At 31.1% G+C, this 21,134-nt stretch carries 21 protein-coding genes; all 21 read left to right on the forward strand.

Annotated features, from left to right (window positions below; translation table 11 throughout):
* Nucleotides 1–36: 36 nt before the first annotated feature.
* The 21 genes from KDK92_RS14175 to phoU all read left to right on the forward strand — a co-directional run bounded on the left by KDK92_RS14175 (nucleotide 37) and on the right by phoU (nucleotide 20,847).
* Nucleotides 37–705: an O-methyltransferase gene (locus tag KDK92_RS14175; protein WP_250859988.1), complete on the forward strand. Its 669-nt coding sequence runs from the start codon at nucleotides 37–39 to the stop codon at nucleotides 703–705.
* Nucleotides 698–1,918 (forward strand): peptidase U32 family protein, encoded by a 1,221-nt coding sequence (locus KDK92_RS14180; RefSeq protein WP_250859989.1) that lies wholly within the window; start codon nucleotides 698–700, stop codon nucleotides 1,916–1,918. Before KDK92_RS14175 ends, KDK92_RS14180 begins: the two co-directional genes overlap by 8 nt.
* The gene (gene udk / locus KDK92_RS14185) at nucleotides 1,919–2,536 is read left to right on the forward strand and encodes a uridine kinase (protein ID WP_250859990.1); all 618 of its coding nucleotides are present in this window, start codon (nucleotides 1,919–1,921) and stop codon (nucleotides 2,534–2,536) included. It abuts the gene before it with no gap.
* Between the two features lie 380 nt (nucleotides 2,537–2,916).
* A complete protein-coding gene (sigK, locus tag KDK92_RS14190) occupies nucleotides 2,917–3,633 on the forward strand; it encodes an RNA polymerase sporulation sigma factor SigK (RefSeq protein WP_250859991.1) in 717 nt (238 codons plus the stop codon).
* A 52-nt stretch (nucleotides 3,634–3,685) separates the two neighbouring features.
* On the forward strand, nucleotides 3,686–4,741 hold the full coding sequence (locus KDK92_RS14195) for a type IV pilus twitching motility protein PilT (RefSeq protein ID WP_250859992.1): 1,056 nt from the start codon (nucleotides 3,686–3,688) through the stop codon (nucleotides 4,739–4,741).
* A gap of 136 nt (nucleotides 4,742–4,877) precedes the next feature.
* Nucleotides 4,878–6,134 carry a cell division protein FtsA gene (gene ftsA, locus KDK92_RS14200; RefSeq protein WP_250859993.1) on the forward strand — a complete coding sequence of 419 codons (1,257 nt, stop codon included), beginning with the start codon at nucleotides 4,878–4,880 and terminating at the stop codon, nucleotides 6,132–6,134.
* Nucleotides 6,135–6,146: 12 nt separating this feature from the next.
* A complete protein-coding gene (ftsZ, locus tag KDK92_RS14205; protein ID WP_250859994.1) occupies nucleotides 6,147–7,286 on the forward strand; it encodes a cell division protein FtsZ in 1,140 nt (379 codons plus the stop codon).
* Nucleotides 7,287–7,522: 236 nt separating this feature from the next.
* The gene (locus KDK92_RS14210) at nucleotides 7,523–8,341 is read left to right on the forward strand and encodes a sigma-E processing peptidase SpoIIGA (RefSeq protein ID WP_250859995.1); all 819 of its coding nucleotides are present in this window, start codon (nucleotides 7,523–7,525) and stop codon (nucleotides 8,339–8,341) included.
* Between the two features lie 131 nt (nucleotides 8,342–8,472).
* On the forward strand, nucleotides 8,473–9,180 hold the full coding sequence (sigE, locus tag KDK92_RS14215) for an RNA polymerase sporulation sigma factor SigE (RefSeq protein WP_250859996.1): 708 nt from the start codon (nucleotides 8,473–8,475) through the stop codon (nucleotides 9,178–9,180).
* Between the two features lie 72 nt (nucleotides 9,181–9,252).
* Nucleotides 9,253–10,026 carry an RNA polymerase sporulation sigma factor SigG gene (sigG, locus tag KDK92_RS14220; RefSeq protein ID WP_250859997.1) on the forward strand — a complete coding sequence of 258 codons (774 nt, stop codon included), beginning with the start codon at nucleotides 9,253–9,255 and terminating at the stop codon, nucleotides 10,024–10,026.
* Between the two features lie 313 nt (nucleotides 10,027–10,339).
* Nucleotides 10,340–10,603 carry a YlmC/YmxH family sporulation protein gene (locus KDK92_RS14225; RefSeq protein ID WP_250859998.1) on the forward strand — a complete coding sequence of 88 codons (264 nt, stop codon included), beginning with the start codon at nucleotides 10,340–10,342 and terminating at the stop codon, nucleotides 10,601–10,603.
* Nucleotides 10,604–10,781: 178 nt separating this feature from the next.
* Nucleotides 10,782–11,237 (forward strand): transcriptional regulator NrdR, encoded by a 456-nt coding sequence (nrdR, locus tag KDK92_RS14230; protein WP_250859999.1) that lies wholly within the window; start codon nucleotides 10,782–10,784, stop codon nucleotides 11,235–11,237.
* A gap of 372 nt (nucleotides 11,238–11,609) precedes the next feature.
* Nucleotides 11,610–12,323, forward strand: a complete 714-nt coding sequence (gene pgeF / locus KDK92_RS14235; RefSeq protein WP_250860000.1) for a peptidoglycan editing factor PgeF — start codon at nucleotides 11,610–11,612, stop codon at nucleotides 12,321–12,323.
* A gap of 34 nt (nucleotides 12,324–12,357) precedes the next feature.
* Nucleotides 12,358–13,056 carry a response regulator gene (locus tag KDK92_RS14240; RefSeq protein WP_250860001.1) on the forward strand — a complete coding sequence of 233 codons (699 nt, stop codon included), beginning with the start codon at nucleotides 12,358–12,360 and terminating at the stop codon, nucleotides 13,054–13,056.
* A gap of 2 nt (nucleotides 13,057–13,058) precedes the next feature.
* Entirely contained in the window at nucleotides 13,059–14,756 is a 1,698-nt protein-coding gene (locus KDK92_RS14245) for a sensor histidine kinase (RefSeq protein ID WP_250860002.1), read from the forward strand.
* A gap of 419 nt (nucleotides 14,757–15,175) precedes the next feature.
* The gene (locus tag KDK92_RS14250; RefSeq protein WP_250860003.1) at nucleotides 15,176–16,057 is read left to right on the forward strand and encodes a phosphate ABC transporter substrate-binding protein; all 882 of its coding nucleotides are present in this window, start codon (nucleotides 15,176–15,178) and stop codon (nucleotides 16,055–16,057) included.
* Nucleotides 16,058–16,262: 205 nt separating this feature from the next.
* Complete coding sequence (locus tag KDK92_RS14255; RefSeq protein ID WP_250860004.1) at nucleotides 16,263–17,144, forward strand: phosphate ABC transporter substrate-binding protein; 882 nt, start codon at nucleotides 16,263–16,265, stop codon at nucleotides 17,142–17,144.
* Between the two features lie 191 nt (nucleotides 17,145–17,335).
* Nucleotides 17,336–18,220, forward strand: a complete 885-nt coding sequence (gene pstC, locus KDK92_RS14260) for a phosphate ABC transporter permease subunit PstC (RefSeq protein ID WP_250860005.1) — start codon at nucleotides 17,336–17,338, stop codon at nucleotides 18,218–18,220.
* Entirely contained in the window at nucleotides 18,220–19,062 is an 843-nt protein-coding gene (gene pstA / locus KDK92_RS14265) for a phosphate ABC transporter permease PstA (protein WP_250860006.1), read from the forward strand. Before pstC ends, pstA begins: the two co-directional genes overlap by 1 nt.
* A gap of 58 nt (nucleotides 19,063–19,120) precedes the next feature.
* The gene (gene pstB / locus KDK92_RS14270) at nucleotides 19,121–19,873 is read left to right on the forward strand and encodes a phosphate ABC transporter ATP-binding protein PstB (RefSeq protein WP_250860541.1); all 753 of its coding nucleotides are present in this window, start codon (nucleotides 19,121–19,123) and stop codon (nucleotides 19,871–19,873) included.
* A gap of 317 nt (nucleotides 19,874–20,190) precedes the next feature.
* Nucleotides 20,191–20,847: a phosphate signaling complex protein PhoU gene (gene phoU / locus KDK92_RS14275; RefSeq protein ID WP_250860007.1), complete on the forward strand. Its 657-nt coding sequence runs from the start codon at nucleotides 20,191–20,193 to the stop codon at nucleotides 20,845–20,847.
* Nucleotides 20,848–21,134 lie beyond the last annotated feature (287 nt).

Consider the following 21,134-nt stretch of genomic DNA (forward strand, 5'->3'; position numbering starts at 1 on the left):
TTATTTATTTGAATGTGCCTTCAATGGAGGGATCTCATGAGCGGAATAGCGCATGATTATATGGAAAAATATTTAAGAAATTTAATAGATGAAAATGAAGAACCTTTAAAGAGTATGGAAGAGTACAGTGGAGAAAATCATGTTCCTATTGTACAAAAAGAAGTTGCTAATTTCTTAAAGGTTATGGTTACAATTAAGAAACCTAAGAAAATATTAGAATTAGGAACAGCCATAGGATATTCATCTATACTTATGAGTAGAGAATTAAATAAACAGTGTGAAATTGTAACAATTGATAGAAATGATGAAATGGTTGAAATTGCTCAAGACAATATAAATAAACATGGATATGGTGAAAATATTACTATCATTCATGAAGAGTGTCTTGAAGCACTTGAAAAAATGGCTGAAACCCAGAAAGGTGAATATGATTTTATATTTATGGATGCCGGTAAAGGTCATTATAATCATTTTTTACCTTATTGTTTAGATCTTCTTAAGGATGATGGTATAATTATATCTGATAATGTTTTGTTCAGAGGAATGGTAGCATCAGACGATCTTGTTATAAGAAGAAAGATAACGATAGTAAAAAGAATGAGAAAATACTTGGAAATGATTTCAAAAGACAAGAATCTCTTAACGACAATTATTCCTATGGGTGATGGAATAGCGATAACCACAAGGAGGGATAGAAGTGTTTAAACCAGAAATACTTGCACCAGCTGGAAATCTTGATAAGCTAAAAACAGCAATTAATTTTGGAGCAGATGCTGTTTATCTAGGAGGGCATAAGCTTAATCTTAGAGCTTTTGCTAATAATTTTAATTATGAGCAGTTAAAAGAAGGTGTTGAATATGCCCATGTAAGAGGAAAGAGGGTATATGTAACATTAAATGCATTTCCTCATAATGAAGATTTTGAAGGGTTAGAGGAATACCTTAAGGAATTGGAAGAGTTGAATGTAGATGCTATTATAGTAGCAGATCCAGGAATATTTATGATTGCAAAGCAAACTGTGCCAAATATGGAATTACATTTGAGTACTCAGGCTAACACTGTTAACTATAAAACTTGTCAATACTGGTATAAGCAAGGTGTAAAGAGAATTGTATTAGCAAGAGAACTTACTATGGATGAAATTAAGGAGCTTAAGAAAAACTTACCTGAAGGTTGTGAAATTGAAGCTTTTGTTCATGGAGCAATGTGTATTTCTTATTCAGGTAGATGTTTGTTATCAAACTATATGGTTGGAAGAGATGCTAATCGAGGAGCATGTGCGCAACCTTGTAGATATAAGTATCATTTAATGGAAGAGAAAAGAAAAGAAGAATATTTCCCTGTTTACGAGGATGAAAGAGGTACATATATCATGAATTCAAAAGATATGTGTATGATTGAGCATATTCCAGCATTAGTTGAATCTGGAATAGATTCTTTAAAAATTGAGGGAAGAATGAAGAGTATTTTCTATGTAGCTTCAGTTGTAAAAGCTTATAGGGAAGCGCTAGATTCATATTTTGAAAATCCGGAGGGGTATGAATTTAACCCTAAATGGATGGATCTATTGATGAGACCTAGCCATAGAACATATCATACTGGATTTTATTTTGGTAAAGAAAATATGCAAGTTTATGATTCTTCTGCATATGAAAGAGGATACGACATTATAGGGATTGTAAGAAGCTATGAAAATGGAATTGTTACAATAGAGCAGCGAAACAAGATAGTTAACGGTGATTCCGCAGAAGTAATGAAACCTAAAGGTGATAATCTTCACGTTCATCTTAGAAATATGAAAGATGAGAACGGGAATGAGATAGAGTCTGCAAATAAACCTCAAATGATATTTACAGCTGAGGTTGATGGAATGATCGAAAAGAACGATATTATTGTAAAATGCAAGGGGGAAAAATAGATGGAGCGTCCCTTAATAATCGGGATAACTGGTGGTTCGGGTTCAGGGAAGAGTACTGTAACAAAAGAGATTTGTAACAAATTTAATGAGAATTTATCTATATTACAGATGGATTCTTATTATAAAGATCAAAGTCATTTAACTCCAGATGAAAGAGTGAAAACAAACTATGATCACCCAGATGCTTTTGATACAGAATTATTAGTTACTCACATAAAGAGTTTGGTTAATGGAGATGAGATAGAAAAACCAATTTACGATTTCACTATCCATAATAGAGTAGAAGAAACAATTAAGGTAGAATCAAAGAGTATAATAATTGTTGAAGGTATACTGGTTCTAGATGATGAGTTATTAAGGGAGCAGTTAGATATTAAGTTATATGTTGACACAGACCCTGATGTTAGATTTATCAGAAGATTAGTTAGGGATATTGAAGAAAGAGGCAGAAGTATGGAATCTGTTATTGAACAATATCTTAATGTTGTAAGACCGATGCATATGCAATTTATAGAACCAACAAAACGATATGCGGATATAATTATACCTGAAGGTGGATATAATAAAGTTGCAGTTGATTTGATAACTTCAAAAATAAAGCATAGTCTTCAAGAATAAAAAAAGAACATTTTTATGTTCTTTTTTTATTCTTTATGAAATTGAAAAAAATAAAGAAATTATCTCATGTAATCTTGCTTATATCAATAAGTTTTCCTAGGAAAATGCGTGAAACATGATTTTTGAGTTTACAGTAAAAATTATTATCAATTATTTTATTTCTTTCAAGAGTGAAAATGTTAGAGAAAAAATAAATAAAATACTATTTAAGATAAAAGTGAGAGAAAATTTTAATTTTATTATAAAAGCATTGCATAATTTCTGAAAAGTTACGATAATAAAAGAGGAATATATTTATTTTTAAATAAACATAAATAAGGTCACATTTCACTTGATATCATCATATTATAGTAATAAGCAGTGTTTTAGGAGGAAATATAGTGATATTTTTAAGTTACTTGATTGAACTTATTGGTGATATGACACTTTTAACAGCGTACATCACTGGGGGGAACTCATTTCCACAACCTCTAAGTGAAAAAGAGGAAAAATATTATTTAAACAAACTTAAAGATGGAGATTTAATAGCAAAGAACGTTCTTGTGGAGAGAAATTTGAGGCTTGTAGCTCACATTGTGAAAAAGTATTCATATTCATATAAGGAAGTAGATGATCTCATCTCCATAGGAACTGTAGGATTAATAAAAGCTATAGATTCATTTGATAGTGAAAAAGGTACGCGGTTAGCCACATATGCGGCTAGGTGCATAGAAAATGAGATTCTTATGTTTATTAGGTATAGAACTAAAAATAAAGCAGAGATATTTTTACAAGATCCAATAGGAATAGATAAAGAAGGTAATGAGATATCTTTAATGGACGTTTTGAGTTCTGAAGAAGATTCTATAATTGAAATAGTAGAGAATAAAATCCAAGTTAAAAGGCTATACAAAGAAATTAATGAATCTTTAAAGGAAAGAGAGAAAATCATTATACAGTTGAGGTATGGTTTGAATAATGGAAAACCAAAAACTCAGAGAGAGATAGCAAAATTATTGGGTATTTCAAGATCTTATGTTTCTAGGATAGAAAAGAGGGCACTTAAAAAACTAAATAAAGAACTCGATAATCCAATTAAAAAGACGAGTCAAGACTGATTAAAATCTATTCTTTTAAGGGGAAGATTATCAACTTGAAGGAGGAAAAAATATGATACCATTAAAGGAACTTTTGGAGAATACAATACAATGCAATGCTTCGGATTTACATTTAACGGTAGGAGCTAGTCCTAATGTTAGAGTAGATGGGGAACTTCAAAGGTTAAATTATAAAAAGCTAATGCCGTTAGATACAGAAGAGTATGCTAAAGAGATTCTTGAAGAAAAGTTTGATGAATACATGGAAATGGGAGAATACGATATTTCATTTTCATTAGCTGGGTTAGGTAGATTTAGAGTTAATGTGTATAAACAAAGAGGAAGTCATGCTATAGCTATTAGGGTGGTAGGGCAAAAAATACCTTCACTGAAGGAATTATCTATGCCTAAGGCGCTTAAAGAACTTAGTGAACAACAGAGAGGACTAGTGCTTGTTACAGGGCCTACAGGAAGCGGTAAAAGTACCACTCTAGCAGCTTTAGTAAATGAAATTAATAATAATAGATCAGCACATATTATTACACTTGAAGATCCAATTGAATATTTACATAAACATAGCAAATCAATTGTTAATCAGAGAGAGATAGGAAAAGATAGTACAAGCTATAATAGAGCACTAAGAGCTATATTAAGAGAAGACCCTGATGTGATTTTGGTTGGAGAGATGAGGGATTTGGAAACTATTTCAATAGCTTTAACAGCTGCTGAAACGGGACATTTGGTTTTATCAACACTACACACTGTTGGAACAGTTAAAACAATTGATAGGATTATTGATGTATTTCCTCCACATCAACAACAACAGATAAAGGTTCAATTGGCAGCTGTTTTAAAGGGTGTTGTATCACAGCAGCTTATTCCTAGTACAGAGGGAAATGGAAGAATTTGTGCTCAAGAAATAATGAAAAATACTAATGCCATACAGAATTTGATAAGAGAAGGAAAAACACATCAAATAGAATCATTGATACAAACAGGTTCAAAATATGACATGAAAACAATGGATATGTGTTTGGCGGACCTATGTAAGAAAGGTGTTATTTCTAAAGAAGATGCTATTAAATTTTCCATTGATCAAGCGATGCTTAATAGATTATTGGTTTTCTAAAAAATACATATTTTCAGAAAAAAGTAATTAAAAAGGGTATATTTTAAATATAAACAAAAATATAAACAAAAATAAAGGAAATAAAAAGTTTATGTTGAATATAATTATAGAGGGTTTTCTTAAGGAGGTTTAGTCCATGAATGAATATGTAATTGGAATAGACATCGGTTCATCAAAAATTTATGCAGCAGTTGGGAAAATAGATAGTGAAGAAAACCTACAAATTATGGGAATCAGTTCTTCTAAATGTGAAGGTTTAAATAAAGGTATAGTTATTGATATAGAGAGTACTGCTAAATCTATAGAAAAATGTAAAGGACAGCTTCAAAAAATGGTTGAGCAAGATTTTAACTCAGCATATTTAGTTGTTCCAGGCGGAATCTGTGATTTAATTGAAAGTAAAGGTGTCGTTGCTGTGAGCGCTCTAGAAAATACAGTAACTCATAAAGATAAAGATAGAGCTATTGAAGCTTCAAAGTTTATATCTATAACAAGTGATAAAGAAATTATTGGAGTAATTCCACAGGATTATGTTATTGATGAATGTGACAAGATAAAAGATCCAGTTGGTATGTGTGGTAATAAACTTGAAGCAAATGTAAAGGTTGTAACTGCTAGATCAAGTGTTATTAACAATCTAATAAAATCTGTTGAGGCTGCGGGATTAACTGTTAAAGGGTTGGAATTAAAACCCATAGCAGCCGCAAGTGTCGTTTTATCACAAGAGGAAAAAAAATTTGGAGCAGCTTTGGTAGATGTTGGAGCTGAAACAATTGATTTATCTGTTTTTTCAAACGGGAAATTATGTTATACTTCTATTATACCTTTTGGTGGTAAAGCTATTACAAATGATTTATCTGTTGGATTAAAAGTTTCAATGGATGAAGCAGAGAATATGAAGTTAAAATATGGTACGCTAAAGAAGGATGTATCAAATGAAACTTTCACATGCAATAACATTTCAGGGGAGTTTATAGAAGTTAAGCATGGCTTTTTAGTAGATATTATTGAAGCACGTGTTTCTGAACTCTTGGAATTTATTAAAGCTGAGCTTGAAAAAAGTGGGTATGAAAAATCTATTGAGCGAGTAATTTTAGTAGGTGGAGGAATAACTCTTTTTAAAGGTATAAAAGATGTTGGGGAAGAAATACTCAATAAGCCAGTGAGAATTGGTTTGCCTGATTACATAGGCGCCGCTAGTCCACTATTTTCTAATGTAGTTGGTGTGCTTAAAAATGCTATAGATGAGAATAATAAGTCTAGTAATAGAAAAAATGTTGTTAGTGATTTTATTGATGATGATTTATATGATGATGAAGATGATGAAATTTATGCTGAGAGAAAAGGCTTAGCTAAGAGAATAAAAAACATTTTTTCAAATCTTTTTAGTTAAGGAGGTAGTGTTGTGCTTGATTTTGATGTGGATTTACAAGATTTTGCTAAAATAAAAGTCATCGGGTGCGGTGGCGGTGGAAATAATGCTGTTAATAGAATGATTATCGAAGGATTAAGGAACGTTGAATTTATAGGAATTAATACGGATAAGCAGGCATTATTATTGTCTCAAGCGAACCAGAAGATCCAGGTAGGAGACAAGCTTACAAAGGGGCTTGGAGCGGGTGCTAATCCGTCTATTGGTAAAAAGGCAGCCGAAGAGAGTAAAGAAGAAATTGAACAGGCAATAAAAGGTGCTGATATGGTATTTATTACTGCTGGTATGGGTGGAGGAACTGGTACAGGTGCTGCGCCAGTTGTGGCTGAAATTGCCAAATCAATGAACATACTTACAGTAGGAGTTGTAACAAAACCATTTCCATTTGAGGGAAGAAAAAGAATGATGCAAGCTGAAATGGGAATTAAGGAATTAAAAGATAAGGTTGATACTCTTGTTACTATTCCAAACGAGAGACTTCTAATGATTGTAGATAAAAAGACTTCATTAATGGAAGCATTTAAAGTGGCGGATGATGTATTAAGACAAGGTGTTCAAGGTATTTCAGATTTGATTACTATTCCAGGATTAGTTAATCTTGACTTTGCAGATGTTAGAACAATAATGCAAGATAAAGGATTAGCTCATATGGGAGTTGGTAAAGCTGGTGGAGAGAGCAGAGCTGCAGATGCTGCAAAGGAAGCTATTTCAAGTCCACTTCTTGAAACATCAATAGTCGGTGCTACAGGAGTACTTTTAAATGTAACAGGTGGTCCAGATCTTGGATTGTTAGAGATAAATGAAGCAGCTGAAATTGTTCAAGAAGCCGCTGATATGGATGCTAACATAATTTTTGGTGCTGTAATTGATGAGAATATTAAAGATGAGATAAGAATTACTGTAATAGCTACAGGCTTTGAGAAGGATAGGATTGTAGAGGAGCCACAAGTTAATTCTTCAATAACTGTATCTAAAAGTGAGGAAGTTAAAGTAGAAAATTGCGAAAAAATAGATGTTAAGGAAATTGAAGAAAAGGTAGAAGAAAAGAAAAAGTATGACTTTAATTCACCTGATTTAGAAATTCCTGCATTTCTAAGAAGAAGAAATAACTAAGTTAAATAAAAGGGTTGTATCAAAATGATTAAGTCATTTTGATACAACCCTTTTTTAGTTATTTAAATTTTTACAAATTACAAAGAAATGTATTGTATTCAGCTTTCATTTGACGGTTCTCTATCTAATGATGTTGGTAAATGTAATAAAAAACCAAAAGAAAAGTAATCGAAAGGGCTGGAATTGACAAAATTTTGAAATTAAACGGTGTATAATGTATTCAAAGGGTGATGTATATGGTTGTTAATATTGATGTTTTTATATTAGAGAACCTTATAATTAATTATTTCTTGCTAATAACAACTGGGAGGATTCAGAAGAAAAAAGTACGTGTTTGGAGGTGTGTTTTAGGGGCATTAGTGGGGGTTATATATAGTATTATTGTTCTAGTAGTTCGTAGCGAGATATTGAGTAATACCATTTTGAAATTGATTATGGGGTTAGGAATGGTTATGATAGCCTTTCAAAAGAAGGAAATGGGATTAAAACAATTATTAAAATTATGGTTGGCATTTATAATTGTGAGTTTTGTTTTGAGTGGTGCATTTCTATTTGTACATGTGTCATTAGGCAAAGGGGTTATATTTAGAGGTATGTTTCTCAATTTTACATATAAAGGCCTTATAGTTGCGATTTTGATAATTGCAATATTTTTTGAAAGAATATATTATTTTATAAATGAACAGAGGATAAAAGCACAATATATATATACAGTAAAAATTATAAAAGAAGATAAACAAATTGAATTAAAAGCATTGTTGGATACCGGGAATTTTTTAACTGAGCCAATAAGTGGTAAAGGTGTAATTGTTATAGAGAGTAAAAAATATAGGGAGTTATACATTCAACAAAAGGACTGTTATAGGATTCCCTACAGTTGTGTGGACAATAAGGTTGAGTATTTATATGGATTTCAACCAGATGCGGTAAGAATAATTAATAAAAAAGGAGAGGATCAGGAACTAATAGATATTTTAATAGCAGGGAAAAAAGGTGAATTTGAGGAGGCTTTTCAGGGGGTTTTACCAAGCAATGTTTTATTGCAATTGAAGTGAAATTGAGAATCTATTATTCTAGGAAATTGGGGAAATTTCAAAAATGAATTACCATAAGTAATTATATATATATCAATGGGTTAAATGTTTGTAAAATTTTAATATTTTCTACGTTGAAGAGGGGGATAAATTTGATAAAAATTGATAGAATTATAAACAAATTATTAACGAAATTCAAGCTCTTTTCTAAAAAAATATTATATATTGGAGGGAGTGATGCTCTGCCACCACCATTAAGTAAGGAAGAAGAATTTGAACTTGTTCATAAACTGGGGGATGGAAATGAAGTAATTAGAGCAACATTAATAGAGAGAAATTTAAGGCTTGTTGTATATATTGCAAGAAAGTTTGAAAATACAGGAGTTAATGTTGAAGATTTAATTTCAGTAGGAACAATAGGACTAATTAAAGCAGTTAATACATTCGATCCAAATAAAAATATTAAGCTTGCAACATATGCATCAAGATGTATAGAAAATGAAATACTAATGTATTTGAGACGGAATAATAAAGTTAAAGCAGAGATATCATTTTATGAGCCACTTAATATTGATTGGGATGGTAATGAACTGTTATTATCGGATATTTTGGGGACTGATAATGATATAGTTTATCACTATATAGAAGACGAGGTGGATAGGCAATTATTACTTCTTGCAATGAAAAAATTAAATGAACGAGAGAAGAAAATATTGAAATTAAGATTCGGATTAAATGGTAAGAGAGAGAAAACACAGAAGGAAGTTGCTGATCTTTTAGGAATTTCTCAATCCTATATATCTCGGCTCGAGAAGCGGATTATAAAGCGATTGAAGAAAGAAATCAGTAAAATGGTATAGTTGTCTTCAGTATAAAAAGAAATCTTTTAGGGGATAATTTTAAATGCTACTATACTGAAGGGATGGAGTATCATGTTAATTAATAAGGTTGAAATATGTGGTGTAAATACATCGACACTACCTGTTCTTAAAGAAAAAGAAATGAGAGAACTTCTTTTTAAAATAAAGGAGGGAGAGACTGAATGTAGAGAAAGATTTATAAAAAGCAACTTGAGATTAGTGCTAAGTGTAATTCAGAGATTTAACAACAGAGGGGAAAATGTTGATGATCTATTTCAAGTTGGATGTATTGGACTTATTAAAGCAATTGACAATTTTGATTTATCACAAAATGTAAAGTTTTCAACCTATGCAGTTCCAATGATAATTGGAGAAATTAGAAGATATTTGAGAGATAATAATTCCATTAGAGTTAGTAGATCCCTAAGAGATATTGCTTACAAAGCATTACAAGTTAGAGATAGATTAATTAAGAAAAATAATGAAGAACCAACAATTTCAGAAATTAGTAAAGAGTTAGAAATACCACGTGAAGATATTGTTTTTGCACTAGATGCTATCCAAGATCCAGTATCATTATTTGAACCAATATATCATGATGGTGGCGATGCTATATTTGTTATGGATCAAATAAGTGATAATAAAAACAGTGATGAAAGTTGGATTGAAAATATATCAATAAAAGAAGCTATGAAGAAGTTAAATGTAAGGGAAAAATTAATATTAAATTTGAGGTTCTTTAATGGAAAGACTCAAATGGAAGTGGCAGATGAAATAGGGATTTCACAAGCTCAAGTTTCAAGGTTAGAAAAATCAGCATTAAAACATATGAGAAAGCATGTATAAGGCTGTGGAACCGAGAAGTGTAAAAGATTTACGGTATCACTACAGAGAGTTTTATAGATACCTAGATTGTGTTTTTTCAAGTGTTGATATGTAGAAAGGTTCAGGTTGACTATAGTGGATAGTTAACTTGAACCTTTCTGCATATTAATATATTCAGTCAAAATAATATTAAAATACAAGTTGAAATATGATCATAATATTCATATTTAGAATTATATTTTAATATTATTTTTATAAGAGCATAAGGCATCTTTTATTTAATAGTTATTAGAATATGCTATAGATGTTTAATAGAGAATAGGAGGGAGAATATATGGAAGAGGATTTGAGTTTGTTTTCAATAAATAGTTTAAAGAGCATGGAGGTAATTGATATTTCTACCGGAGCAAGAATGGGATACATAAAAGATTTTGTTGTAGATTGTGATGGCGAAAAAGTAGAATCGGTAATAATCCCATATGGTAAAGTTTCATTTTTCGCAAAAGATAGTTATGTTGAGGTGCCTTGGGATAAGATATATAAAATTGGAGTGGATGTTATTTTAGTAGAAGGCGAAGAATACATGGACAAGGAGTAAGGCATGTGAAAATAAATAACAAGTTAAAGATGCAAAATAGACGAGTATACTGATTTGTTATATATTTGAACTTGTCTAAAGCTTTATAATGATTTATTTTCATTTGAGAATTGCCCTATAGAGAAAAAAATGATATTATGATACTAAGTACAAAAAATCATAGATTAGGATGATGAAGATGAAATGTCCATTTTGCAATTTTGAGGAGAGTAAAGTTGTTGATTCACGTTCAAGTGAAGATAAGTCAGCTATAAGAAGACGTAGAGAATGTCTTAAATGTAATAAGCGTTATACAACTTATGAAAAAGTAGAAAATATTCCAATACTTATTATAAAAAGAAATAAGGATCGTGAAAACTTTGATAGAAATAAATTACTTAATGGCCTTATAAGAGCGTGTGAGAAGAGGCCAGTTTCAAGAAAAATTCTTGAAGAAGTGGCAGATGAAATTGAAAAGAAATTATATAATCAGATGAGAACTGAAGTGCAATCTCAATATGTTGGAGAGTTAGTTATGGAAAAACTTAAAGAAATTGATGAGATTGCTTATGTGAGATTTGCATCAGTATATAGACAGTTCAAGGATATAGATAGTTTTATGGAAGAAATAGCTGCTTTAAAGAAGAAAAGTTAAAACTAAGATATGCTTAGTTTACTCAAAAATTTGAATAATATTGTTCTGATTCTGATTTTCAGAGTTTCAGGCGTTGAAAAAGCCCAAGATCAAGGAACAAGGCCAATGAGCGGCAGAAGGTACAAGTAGTACTTGAGCAACGCAGAGAGCCTTAGTTACGATGAAATTGGGCTTTTTCAACACCCAAAGATATGCTTAGTTATAGGGATATCTTAGTTATATACATAAATTTTTATAAAATATATTGGAATTTGAATTCTTTTAATTAGCTGTGAATACAAATATATAAAGTTAAGATTGGGTTAAATAAATACAACTAATATTTTAAATTTGGAATATATATTATAGAATAAACATAAAGGGTGAAAGATAATGTTAAATGATTTTAAAGAAAAAATAGTTAAAAACTTTAAATTCTATAATTTCTCTACTGAGAAGGCTGAGATATTCTTCAGTACGAATATAAATGGTATAGATTTTAAGAAAGATACAAAAGAGGGTAAAAGATTCCTTTCAATGCTTCCAGAGTGGTTCAACTTTGAAAAGGTGATTTATTTGAATCAAACACATTCCAATGATATTTTGGTTGATCCTAAAGAAGTTATTGATGGTGATGGAATCATAACTTCAAAAGAAAAAGTAGCTATAGGAGTTTTTGGTGCTGATTGTACTCCAATAATAATACATGATAAACATAATGGGATAGTTGGAGCTGTCCATAGTGGATGGAAAGGAACTCTTAATGGTATATTAACAGAGTGTATACAGAAATTAATTAATAGCTTTAATTCTAAATGTAATGATATAGAGATTTTTATAGGGCCGCATGCTAGAAGATGTTGTTATGAGGTAAATTATGAATTGATTGATGAGTTTAATTCTAAAGAGTTATATAGAGGACACATAAATGACGGAAGAATGTTAAATTTAACAGAATGTATTAAACTTCAATTAAAAGAACTTGGAATTAAAGAAGAAAACATACATGACATAGGCAAATGTACAATTTGTAATAAAGAATTCCATTCTTATAGAAGGGATAAAGAATCAAGTGGAAGAAATTTTGCCTTTGTATTTTTAAAATAATTAGGAATATAAATAGATTTTGAGGAGGAGTACAATGAATAGTGATATTAAGATACTAATTGTAGATGATGAGGAGCATATAAGAGAATTACTGAAATTTAATCTTGAAAAGAATAAATATAAGGTTATATGCGCTGATAATGGTAACGACGCTATTGCGCTTGCCTGTTCAGAAATACCTAACTTAATATTACTTGACCTTATGCTGCCAGGGATGGACGGTTATGATGTTTGCAAGGAAATACGCAAGAACAACATTACTACTAACATACCTGTTGTTATGATAACAGCTAAAGGGGAAGAATTTGATAAGATATTGGGATTAGAACTTGGAGCTGATGATTATATAACAAAACCATTTTCTGTGAGAGAATTAGTTGCAAGGGTAAAGGCTGTTTTGAGAAGAACAAATATGAAGCAAGAAGAAAATAAAGCTTCTTTTGGCGAAGTTGTTATTGATTTTGATAAGCATCAAGTAAAAAAGAATGGAGAAGCGATTGAACTCACACTTAAGGAGTTTGAACTATTGAGTATATTATGTAGAAATAAAGGAAGAGTGATGACAAGAGAATATCTCTTGGATAAGATTTGGGGATATGAATATGTTGGTGAGACAAGAACGGTAGATGTTCATATAAGGCATCTGAGGAAGAAAATTGAAAATGATGATAAAAATCCTAAATACATCCAAACGGTAAGAGGGATAGGATATAGATTTAATAGTGGTGAATAATAATGAAAAAAAAATTAACGATATATATATTAGGTTTTTTTACACTGTTTTTAGTAACATTAACAATATTATTTTCTTCAATATTTAATAGACAATATGAGGAGAATGTAAAAAATAACTTGAAAATAAATAGTAAACTAATAATTAATAGTTTGGAGAGCAACGGTAAGATTGATTTTGAACACTACATGAGTGAAGAAGAGGATCTCAGAATTACAATTATTGATAAAGAAGGTACGGTTATAAATGATACCCATGCAGATGCAGAATCACTTGATAATCATAGAATGAGAGAAGAAATAGAACTAGCTAGGGAAAGTGGAGAAGGGTATTCTATACGGTATAGTAAATCATTGGAGACAAGTATGGTATACTACGCTGTAAAGTATAAGAATATATATGTTAGAACAGCACTGCCTATTCATTACATAAATATGCTTACTGGAAATTATTTTTCCTATTATATTTATTCAGTAATAATCATTTTTTTGCTGTCTATATGGTTTTCAAATAAGATTGCATATGTAATTGTAAAACCAATAAAAAATTTAGAAGTTACTACCGAAAGGATTGCTAAAGGGGATTTAACTAGAAGAGTTAATGTAACTAGTGATGATGAAATTGGAAAGCTTGGAAGAAGTTTTAATAAGATGGCTATGCAATTACAAAGCATGATTAAAGAGGTTACGGATAAACAGAACAGATTAGAAGCTATTTTGGGAAGCATGGATAGTGGATTAATAGCTTTAGATAGAAATAGAAATATAATAATGATAAATTCATGTGCTAAAAGTTTATTTAAAATAAAAGAAAATGTAATTGGTAAAAGACTAGATAAATGTATTGATAATCAAGAGTTGGCGAGACTTTTTTCGACTGATATACAAGAATATGTTGAAATTATTATTGATACTACTGAGAGAAGGTATTTTAGGGTAAAAACAGCAGATATTATTAATGTTAATGATCATATTGGAACTGTGGCAGTACTTCAAGATATAACAGATATAAAAAGATTAGAAAAGATGAGGACTCAATTTGTGGCAAATGTCTCACATGAACTAAAGACACCTCTAACCTCTATTAAAGGATTTGCTGAAACATTGAAGGATGTAGATGATGTAGAGACAAAGAATAAGTTTCTTGATATTATAAACACTGAAGCTGAGAGATTAACAAGATTAATTAATGATATATTAATTTTATCTCATATTGAACAACAGAAAGAGATGATTAATGAGAGTGTACATGTAAATGAAATCATTGATGATGTTTATAATTTAATTAAAAGTACTAAAAAGGGAAAAGAACGAGAAATAAGTATGAAGTTACAATCTGTTGCTCCTCTTTGGGGTGATAGTGATAGATTTAAACAGATGTTAATAAACCTTGTTGATAATGCTGTTAAGTATTCTGAAGCTGGAGATAATATATATATTAGAAGTTATTACGATAAAGGATCATGTATTATTGAAGTAGAAGATACTGGAGTTGGAATTCCAGAAGATAAGATTCCAAGGTTATTTGAAAGATTTTATAGAGTGGATAAGGCTAGATCAAGAGCAACTGGTGGAACTGGGCTGGGATTAGCTATAGTTAAGCACATTGTAATTTCATTTAATGGAAGAATAAAAGTTAAAAGTCATAGAGATATTGGTACTAAATTCACAGTTATTATTCCATACAAAAAGAAAAAATAATTAAGGTGAAGGATAAAAAAATATAGTGGACAGTTACATAAAACCATTCTCAATTATCCATTTGCTTTTAAGCACGCATTGCGTGCTTCAGGCTGTTGAAAAAGCCCAATCTCATCGTCACTAAGACTCGCTATGCTGCTCGAGTACTATTTGTACACTGCGCTGCTCGCTCCTCTTGTTCCTTGACCTTGGGCTTTTTCAACGCCTGACACTCTAAAGATAGAAAACAGAGTGAAAACAATATATTGTAACTTTGTCAACAAACTCAAGCACGCATTGCGTGCTTTTTTTTATGTAAAATTATACTTAACAATTTGATAACTTAATTTTACATTATGATAATACCAACTTAACCTATGAGAATTATACTAAGGTAGTACTAAGTAATCATCAAAAAAAATGATTGATGGAGGGTAATTATGAATAAGAAAATAATGAAGACATTTATAGGGGTAGTAACTGCAGTAGCTGTAGCAGGAAGTTTTGTTGGATGTGGTAGTAAGAATTCAAATGTTGGAGAGACAACATCACTAACAAGTGGCGAAATAATGGTATTAGGTTCTTCTGCACTTCAACCTTTAGCAGAGGTTGCAGCGAAGGATTTCATGGAAAAGAATAACGAGGCAGTAATTAATGTTCAAGGTGGTGGAAGTGGCGCTGGTATTAAAGGTGTACTTGAAGGAAACGCTGATATTGGGAATTCAGATGTGACAGCAGAGCAGAAACTTGGTGATGAAGAGAAGGCAAAAGAGTTAGCTGATCATGAGGTTTGCGGAATAGGATTTGCAGTTGTTGTAAGTAAAGATGTGACAGTAGAGTCATTAACAAAAGAACAAATTCAAGATATATTTAAAGGAAACATAACAAACTGGAATCAAGTTGGTGGAACAGATAAAGAAATAGTTTTAGTACACAGAAAATCTTCATCAGGTACTAGAATGTCATTCATTGATAAAATAATGGATGGGGAAAAAGAAGATACAAGTATTGGTATAACTAAACCAGAGAGTGGAGCAGTTAGAGAAGCAGTAAAGGTTACAGAAGGTTCTATTAGTTACTTAGCTCTGTCATACTTAAGTGAAGATGTTAGAGAGGATGTTAAGCCTATTGGAATTAATGGAGTAGAACCAAGTAATGAGAATATTATCAAAGGTGATTATATATTCTGGTCATTTGAGCATATGTACACTAAAGGAGAAGCTGAAGGATTAGAAAAAGCATTTATTGATTATATGGTTAGTGAAGAGAATGTTAAAAATGTCGAAGCACTTGGGTATATCCCAATGTCAAAATTAAAATAAATATCAAAGTATCATTGTATTAATAAGGAACCATTAGGTTCCTGATCCCCCTGATCATCAGAGCCAGTAGTGAATATACAAAAAAGCTAGTTGACTTAGAATAGTAATTTTATTAATGGTTGTTGAAGGAATAAGTTTATTAGCTAATGAGAATTATACTAATTAAGTAGTATAACTCATCAAAAATAATAAACGGAGGGGAATTATGAAAAAGAAATTAATGAAAAGACTTATAGTTTTTGTAACTGTCGCGGTTGTGGCAGGGAGTTTTATTGGATGTGGAAAAGATACTTCAAATATAGAAAAAGAAAAATCACCAAACAGTGGAGAAATAATGGTGTTAGGGTCATCCGCTCTTCAACCATTAGCTGAGGTTGCTGCTAAAGATTTCATGGAAAAAAATACAGATGCAATAATTAATGTTCAAGGTGGAGGTAGCGGCGCTGGTATTAAAGGTGTACTTGAAGGTAGTTGTGATATTGGAAACTCAGACGTAACTGCTGATGTAAAGTTTGGAGATCAAGAGAAGGTAAAAGACTTAGTTGATCATAAAGTATGTGGAATAGGATTTGCTGTAGTTGTAAGTAAAGATGTTACTATAGATTCATTAACAAAAGAACAGATTAAAGATATATTCCAAGGAAATATAACTAATTGGAGTCAAGTAGGTGGAACTGATAAAGAAATAGTATTAATTCATAGAAAGTCTTCCTCAGGTACTAGATTAACCTTCGTTGATAAAATCATGGATGGTGAAAAAGAAGATTCTAGTATTGGGATAACAAAGCCAGAAAGTGGTGCAGTTAGGGAAGCGGTAAAAGTTACAGAAGGCTCGATTAGTTATTTAGCACTTTCATATTTAAGTGAAGATGTTATGAGAGATGTTAAACCAATTAGTTTAAACGGAGTTGAACCAAGTAATGACAATGTTACCAAGGGTGATTATCCATTTTGGTCATATGAGCACATGTATACTTTAGGTGAAGCTGAAGGGGTAGAGAAATCATTTATAGATTATATGATTAGCGAAGAAAATGAAAAAAATGTTGAAGCACTTGGTTATATTCCAATGTCAAAATTGAAATAGCTATATAGTTATTGTAAATAGGGAATCGTTAGTTTTATGATTCCCTTGTATTTTTAATATTAAATATGGCAGATGTAATTATTGAGTTTAATGGAGTGAAAAAATTTAGGGAATTATTCATTCATATTATTTATGTGAAATAATACAAGGTCATAGCATGATAGATAATTTAGATAAGAGGCGATAAAGTTATGGAGATTAATATAAAGAAATTTATGAAAGAAGGAATTGGAAAAGTAATAGCATATTCTTGTGGTGCTCTCATTATAGCACTAACAGTGAGTATAATTTTATTCATAGGAATAAAGGGAATAAACGTATTTACTAAACATGGATATTCAGTTTATGACCTTCTTTTTAGTAGTAACTGGGATCCAGAAGGAGATTTGCCGCAATTAGGAGCACTTTCATTCATTTTAGGTTCCACATTTGTATCTTTCGGAGCAGTATTGATTAGTACTCCAATAAGTATAGGGGTTGCTGTGTTTATGAGATATATTTCTCCTAAAATAGGTAAAACAATAATGCAACCGGCCTTGGAACTATTTGTTGGAATTCCATCTGTAGTTTATGGGTGGATTGGGATAACCGTAATTGTACCACTTATAAAGAATGTTTTTGGTGGTATTGGGTTTAGTTTGTTGGCAGGTGTAATGGTTCTTTCAATAATGATCTTACCTACAATAAGTTCATTAGCTTATGATGCTTTAAAAGGAGTACCAAGTTCTTATACCAATGCATCATTTGCTTTAGGTGCAACAAGATGGGAAACCATAAGTAAAGTAGCGATTCCAGCAAGTAAAAACGGAATACTTACTGGGGTTATATTAGGACTTGCAAGAGCTTTTGGAGAGGCACTTGCAGTAACAATGGTAATTGGTAATACTGTTAGACTTCCTTTCAATATACTAAAGCCAATGGCGACATTGACTGGAGCAATAACTATGGATATGGCAAATACTTTCTATGGAACTATATGGAATGATGCGCTATGGGCTTTAGGATTTGTGTTATTGATAGTTTCTTGTATATTTATATTGATTATAAAGGCTATTAGTAAAAGAGGTGAGGCATAATGGATAGAAAACTTAAAGATAAAATATGGACTTCAATATTGTATTTGATATCATGTGCAGTTGTATTATTACTAGTGGCATTAGTTTTATATATTTTAAATAATGGTAAACACTTTCTTGATTTTGACTTTATATTTGGCAAACCCAAATACGGAGAAGAAGGTGGAGGTGTTGGACCACAATTATTTAATTCTTTTTATATGTTGATAATAACATTAGCAATATCGGTTCCAATAGGAATAGGAGCAGGAGTTTATCTATCACAGTATTCTAAAGAAGGTCCTTTTGTAAGAATATTAAGATTGAGTATTGAGACAATAGCATCATTGCCATCTATTGTTGTAGGATTATTTGGATTTTTAATATTTGTAAATTTATCAGGATGGGGATTCACTCTTTTAGGTGGTGCACTCGCATTGACACTGTTAAATTTGCCAGCTTTAGCAAGGGTAAGTGAGAATGCAATAACTGAGGCAGCCTTGGATGTTAAAGAATCATCAATGGCATTAGGTGGCACAAAGTGGCAAACAATATGGAAGATGATTATTCCAACAGCTTTTCCAGGAATATTAACAGGTATTATAATTACTGCAGGAAGGATCTTTGGAGAAGCAGCAGCATTACTATATACTTCAGGTATGAGTTCAAATAACAAAGGACTATTAAATGTAATGAGACCAGCTGAAACTTTAGCAGTGCACATTTTTAAGTTGAATTCAGAAGGTACTGTGCCAGATGCTGCAAGTATAGCTTCAGGAGCAGCCGCTTTATTAGTTGTAATGGTATTTATATTTAATATGTCTGCAAGACTTTTAGGGCGTAGAATGATGAAGCATAGATAATTATAAATTTGTTATTGAATGAGAAAGATTATAATTAGAATTTGAAGGTGATGAAATGATGGATATTTTAAAAGTAAATGACTTAAACTTGCATTATGGAAAAAATCGTGCAATTAAAAATATAAATATGAATATTAAAGAAAAGGCTGTAACTGCTCTTATTGGACCATCAGGATGTGGTAAATCTACATTCTTAAGATGCTTAAATAGAATGAATGATCTTATTGATAATGTAACTGTTAAAGGCGAGGTTATGTTTGAAGATAATAATATTTATTTAAATAGTTACGATGTGAATGAATTGAGAAAGAGGATTGGTATGGTGTTCCAAAAACCTAATCCATTTCCAACATCAATTTATAATAATATAACATATGGTCCTAAGTTACATGGAATAAAAGATAAGAAAAGATTGGATGAGATAGTTGAAAAAAGCCTTAAAGGGGCTGCTTTATGGGAAGAGGTTAAAGATAGACTCGACAAAAGTGCTATGGGTCTTTCAGGAGGGCAGCAACAGAGATTATGCATAGCTAGAACTTTAGCAATTGAGCCAGAGATAATCCTTATGGATGAGCCTACATCAGCATTAGACCCAATTTCAACAACTAAAGTTGAAGAGCTTATACAAGAACTAAAGAAAAAGTATACTGTAGTTATTGTTACACATAACATGCAGCAAGCGGCAAGAATATCAGATTATACTGCCTTTTTCTTAACTGGGGAAGTTGTTGAATTTAATAATACTGATGACATATTCACTAACCCACTGGATAAGAGAACAGAGGATTATATTACAGGAAGATTTGGTTAAGAAGCGTCGAAAAACATAGTTGAGAGTGTAGATAAAACCATAACTCAAAAGTTGAGAGTGGAGAGTGGAGAATGATGGAGGTTTTGCTCCGCAAAACAACATTTATTGTTTTTTAGAACAAGGTGGCTTTAACTCATTTTATCTAAAGATAAAATATTGTATTTCGAATACAAGGTTTCATCAAACATGAAACGAGTAAAACATCATTGGTTAAAGAACAATAAAATTCAAATTTCTCGAAGAGAAATATCCTACGTTCTCAACTCTCAACTCACCATTCTCAACTTCTTTTATATAATTAAAAGGGGTGATTATTAATGGTAAGAAATTTATTCCAGAATAGTATTAAAGAGCTTCACAAGGATATTGATGAGATGGGAAGTTTTGTTGCAACAATGGTAAAGCAGTCAATCGAAGCATTGAAGAATAAAGATATTGAACTTGCTGAAAAATTAATACAAGATGATGATATTGCAGATAACTTTGAGAAAAGTATTGAAGAAAAAGCTATTATACTAGTAGCACGTCAACAACCAATGGCAAGTGATTTAAGAGATATCTTTACAATCACTAAGGTTGTAACAGATTTAGAAAGAATTGCAGATCTTAGTGTTGACATAGCAAAAATTACAATTAGATTAAAGGACCAAGAGTATATTAAGAAACTTATTGATATACCAAGAATGGCTAATATAATAGATGGTATGCTACATGATGCTTTAGAGGCATATTTAAAAAAAGATGTCCATATGGCACAAAAAACATGTAAAGTTGATGATGAGATAGATAGTTTAAATGATCAAATATTCTCTGAGTTATTGGTGAAGATGATGGAGAAACCTTCAATGATATCTCAATCAAGTCAATTTCTATTTGTATGTAGGCATTTAGAAAGAATAGCGGATCATATTACAAATATTTGTGAATGGACTTTATATTCAGTAACAGGAGAACATGTAGATTTAAATCAATAGGAAATCTATGATAAGTATATAGAAGTCATCAGGAAGATAAGTAGAATTAATGCTTATCTTTTTGTTATGTTTGAGTTTATAAAAAATAATAAAGTAGATATTAATAAACGTATGGAGATAAAAAATATTCAAATTCACTTGATAATGTTAAAAGTATATATGAATACTTCCTAAGAGAAATGCATCAGAATTAGCGATTTCATGTGAACACTCTAAAAAATGTAAAATTAGATAATTTGTAAACAACCGTATTTTAAAGTTTTATAAAAACAGGCGTAATGAACAAG

This window comes from Oceanirhabdus seepicola (assembly GCF_023684385.1).
In the GTDB taxonomy this organism is placed as follows: domain Bacteria; phylum Bacillota; class Clostridia; order Clostridiales; family Clostridiaceae; genus Oceanirhabdus; species Oceanirhabdus seepicola.